The organism is Anaerotruncus sp., from assembly GCF_057433415.1.
Window position 1 is genome coordinate 1 of the sequence record NZ_DBMDHH010000101.1, and the last position, 4,079, is coordinate 4,079.

Sequence of the window (4,079 nt, forward strand, 5' to 3'; positions counted from 1 at the left end):
TCGGAGAGCATGTCCTCGGGCGACGCGACCGGCAGGTCGATCTGCCCGCCGCCGTCGTCGTCGCTCTCGGTGAGGGAGAGGGGCGGCGCGGCGGCGCAGATCGCCTCGACCACCTGCTCCTCCGGCAGGTCCATCGACTGCGCGAGGTCGGCCACCGTCGGGTCCCGGCCGAGGACGTTCGCGAGGCGCTCCCGCTCCCGGGAGATGCGCATCGACAGCTCCTTGAGGGTGCGGGAGACCTTGACCGCGCCGCCGTCCCGGAAGAGGCGGCGCATCTCGCCGAGGATGACGGGCACCGCGTAGGTGGAAAACCGCACGCCGCGCGTCTCGTCGAACGCGTCGGCGGCCTTGCACAGCCCCATGCAGCCCGCCTGGAAGAGGTCGTCATATTCGATCCCGCGCCCCTTGAACCGGTGGGCGCAGGCATGTACCAGACCGATGTTCTGGGAGATGGTCTGTTCCCGTTTGTTTTCGGCACATTCGATCACCGGCTTCATGCCTCCTTGCTGCGAATGTCCCTCTCCAGAACCACCGTCGTCCCCTTTCCTTCCTTGGACGTCACTTTGACGCGGTCCATAAGGCTCTGCATGACGGCAAAGCCCAGGCCCGCGCGTTCCTCCTCCGGCGCGGTCGTATACATCGGTTCCATCGCCTTTTTGATGTCGGGGATGCCGCAGCCCTTGTCGCGCACCTTGATGACGACGCGGTGGTCGGGCAGGATATTCGCGGTTATGTACACGATCCCCAGCCGGTCGCGGTAGGCGTGGACGATGCAGTTGGTCACCGCCTCGCTGACGGCGGTCTTGATATCGGAAAGCTCCTCCACGGTCGGGTCGAGCTGCGCGACGAACGCCGCCACCGCCGTGCGGGAGAACGCCTCGTTGACCGAGCGGCCCTCAAACTGCAGCTTCATCGAATTAATTGCTTTCATCTTCCATTCCTCCGGCTTTCGCAGACTTATCGGGTACGGGGCGGCGCTCGGCCCTGTCCAGAACCGCGAGGCGGTCGAGCCCCGCGAGAACCATCACCTTTTTCAGATGGCTCGCCACATTGACCAGGTGCAGCGTCCCGCCCAGCTCCTGCATGAGCTTGTAACGCCCCATCACCAGGCCGATGCCCGACGAATCCATGAAGGTCACGTCGCGAAAGTCGATCTCCAGCTCGCGGACCTGCCCCTTGAGCACCGCGCCGTCGATCGTCTCGCGCATCTCCTTGGCGCTGTGGTGGTCGATGTCGCCGATAATCCGCGCGGTCAACAGCTCGTCCGCCAGATCGATTTGAACAGCCATAATCTTCTACGTCCTTTCCTGGGAAGGCATTTCTCCCCGCTTTCGCGCAGCAAAAAAAGCCCTATCCAAAGGATAGAGCTTTTTCCGTGAAAATGCTGTCGAAGCATGTCCCTATTCCAATTTCACCCCGGGGAAAAAGAGGGCGCGCACCTCCGACGCCAGATAGAGCGACCCGCAGACGGCCACCACGCCGCCCTCCGAGGCGGCCACCGCCCGCGCCAGCTCAACCGCCTCCCCGGCGCTGTGGGCGGCGGAGGCCCGCAGCCCAAGCGCGTCGGCGCGCTCGGCAAGCAGGTGCGCGTCGAGCGCGCGGGGGCTCTTCGGGGTCACGCAGATGAGCCGCCTGAAGCGCGGGGCGAGCGCGGAAAGCGCGCCGCCCCCGTCCTTGTCCGCGAGGACGCCCATCACGCCGGTGACCGGACGGTCCCCGGCGAGGGAGAGCGCGTCCGCGAGGACGCGGGCCGCCTGCGGGTTGTGCGCGCCGTCCAGGATGACGAGCGGGTCCCGCCCGACGATCTCGAACCGCGCGGGGATCCGCGCCGACGCGATCCCGCGCGGGATCGCGTCCCCCAGCAGGAGCTTCCCGAACCCCGGCGTCCGGCCCAGCTCGTCCGCCACCGTGAAGGCGGTCATCGCGTTGTCCACCTGATGCCGCCCCGCCAGCGGGATGTGCAGCCCGCACCCGCGGTACCCGAGCTCGGTCCCCTCGAGCCCCAGCTTCATCCACGCGGGGTGGGGGCTCGGCTGGATGACGGGCGCGCCCCTGGCGCACGCCTCCTCGTAGATCACCGCGAGCGCGTCGACGTCCTGGGCGGCGCAGGTCACGACGGGGACCCCCGCCTTGATGATGCCCGCCTTGGCGCGCGCAATCTCCGCGACCGTCCCGCCCAGCACCGCCGTGTGATCGAGGCCGATCTGGGTGATGACGCTGATAAGCGGCCTTCTCACCACATTGGTCGCGTCGAACGTGCCGCCCAGCCCCACCTCCGCCACGACGACGTCGCAGTTTTTCCGCGCGAAATAGTCGTAGGCGACGGCGGTGACGAATTCAAACTCGTTGAGGTCGTCCACCCGCGCGGCCAGCGGGGCGATCCCTTCCACGCTCTCCGTCAGCTCCGAGCGGGAGATCATCTCCCGGTCGATCTGGATGCGCTCCCGGAAATCGAGCACAAAGGGCGAGGTGTATAGCCCCGTCCGGTACCCGGCCGCCTCCAGCATCGACGCGATCATCGCGCAGGTCGAGCCCTTCCCGTTGGTGCCCGCCACATGCACGATCCTCAGCCGCTCCTGCGGATCGCCCAGCAGCCCCATGAGAGTCTCCATGCGGCCGAGCGTCGGTTTGGCGCTGAACCGCCCGAACGAATGGATATGGCTTAACGCCTCCTGATAAGTCATCCTGTCCCTCCAAAAAAAGCAGGCCGGGCCCGCCCCGTTCCGGGGACGCCGCCTCGCGGTCGTCGTCCCCGGCGGCACGGCGCGGCCGGCCTGCTGTAAAAGGTCTCTGTTTTCCGCGGTCTTTCAGGAGAACGCGGAAAGGCTCTCCTCGATCTTCGCAAGGCGCTCTCGCACCTTCTGGAGCCGCTGGCGCTCCGCCTCGACGACGTTGGCCGGGGCCTTTTCGACGAACCCGGGGTTCATCAGCTTGCCCGAGAGGGCCGCGAGGTCCTTTTCGCAGGCGGCCTTCTCCCTGCCCAGGCGCGCGAGCTCCTTCTCGCGGTCGACGAGCTCGTCCATCGGGATGAAGATGCGCGCCGCCTCGGTGACGACCTGCACCGCGCCCTCGGGCGCGAACCGCTCCCCGATCTCCACGTCGGAGGCGAAGGCCAGCCGCTGGAAGAAGGGGATTCCCTGCCGGAAGACCTCCGCCTCGCCGGTGGCGATATAGAGGTGGGTCTTCTTGGAGGGGGGCACATTCATTTCGCCGCGGCGCACGCGGATGGCGCGGATGGCCTGCATGACCTTTTCAAAGTCGCGCTCGTCGGCGGCGAAGTTGAGCGCCTCGTCGTAGACCGGCCAGTCGGAGACCATGACGCTCTCCCCCTCGTGGGGCAGCGCCTGCCAGATCTCCTCGGTGATGAAGGGCATGAAGGGGTGCAGCAGCTTGAGGGTGCCCCCCAGGACGTACACGAGCACCCGCTGCGCCGCGAGGGAGGCCTCCCCGCCCGCCTGCAGGCGGGATTTGCAGAGTTCGATATACCAGTCGCAGAGCACGTCCCAGATGAAGTCGTAGAGCTTCTGCACCGCGAGGCCCAGCTCGAACTTCTCGAGGTTTTCGGTGACCTCGCGCACGAGCGCGTTATATTTCGTGAGGATCCACCTGTCCTCGACGGCGAGCGTCCCGGGCAGCGAAACGTCAGTCAGCCCGTCGGAGAGGTTCATGAGCACGAACCGGCTCGCGTTCCACACCTTGTTGGCGAAGTTGCGGGAGGCGTTCACCTTCTCGTCCGAGAAGCGCATGTCGTTGCCGGGGGCGTTCCCGGTGGCGAGGGTGAAGCGCAGCGCGTCCGCGCCGTATTTGTCGATGACTTCCAGCGGGTCGATGCCGTTGCCGAGGGATTTACTCATCTTGCGGCCCTGCGCGTCGCGCACAAGGCCGTGGATGAGCACCGTGTCGAAGGGCACCTCCCCCATATGCTCCAGCCCCGAGAAGATCATCCGCGCCACCCAGAAAAAGATGATGTCGTAGCCGGTGACGAGGGTGTTGGTCGGGTAGAAGTATTTGAGCTCGGGGGTCTCGTCCGGCCAGCCGAGGGTGGAAAAGGGCCACAGCGCGGAGGAGAACCAGGTGTC

General features: G+C 66.5%; 5 protein-coding genes. All 5 read right to left on the bottom strand.

The window, feature by feature from the left end; translation table 11 throughout:
* Positions 1-497 (bottom strand): sigma-70 family RNA polymerase sigma factor (locus ACZO3G_RS14570; RefSeq protein ID WP_486847366.1); only part of this gene is annotated, 497 nt, incomplete at its 3' end.
* The gene (gene spoIIAB / locus ACZO3G_RS14575; RefSeq protein WP_101549573.1) at positions 494-931 is read right to left on the bottom strand and encodes an anti-sigma F factor; all 438 of its coding nucleotides are present in this window, start codon (positions 929-931) and stop codon (positions 494-496) included. The genes ACZO3G_RS14570 and spoIIAB, both read right to left, overlap by 4 nt.
* The gene (locus tag ACZO3G_RS14580) at positions 918-1,289 is read right to left on the bottom strand and encodes an anti-sigma factor antagonist (protein ID WP_276872559.1); all 372 of its coding nucleotides are present in this window, start codon (positions 1,287-1,289) and stop codon (positions 918-920) included. The genes spoIIAB and ACZO3G_RS14580 overlap by 14 nt, the downstream gene beginning before the upstream one ends.
* A 111-nt stretch (positions 1,290-1,400) precedes the next feature.
* A complete protein-coding gene (locus ACZO3G_RS14585; protein ID WP_277138614.1) occupies positions 1,401-2,684 on the bottom strand; it encodes a bifunctional folylpolyglutamate synthase/dihydrofolate synthase in 1,284 nt (427 codons plus the stop codon).
* Between the two features lie 123 nt (positions 2,685-2,807).
* Positions 2,808-4,079 (bottom strand): class I tRNA ligase family protein (locus tag ACZO3G_RS14590; protein WP_486847367.1); only part of this gene is annotated, 1,272 nt, incomplete at its 5' end.

Bases quoted from the DNA above. Each gene is read 5' to 3' on its own strand.
- ACZO3G_RS14580 (WP_276872559.1), bottom strand. From the start codon at position 1,289: ATGGCTGTTCAAATCGATCTGGCGGACGAGCTGTTGACCGCGCGGATT.
- spoIIAB (WP_101549573.1), bottom strand. From the start codon at position 931: ATGAAAGCAATTAATTCGATGAAGCTGCAGTTTGAGGGCCGCTCGGTC.
- ACZO3G_RS14585 (WP_277138614.1), bottom strand. From the start codon at position 2,684: ATGACTTATCAGGAGGCGTTAAGCCATATCCATTCGTTCGGGCGGTTC.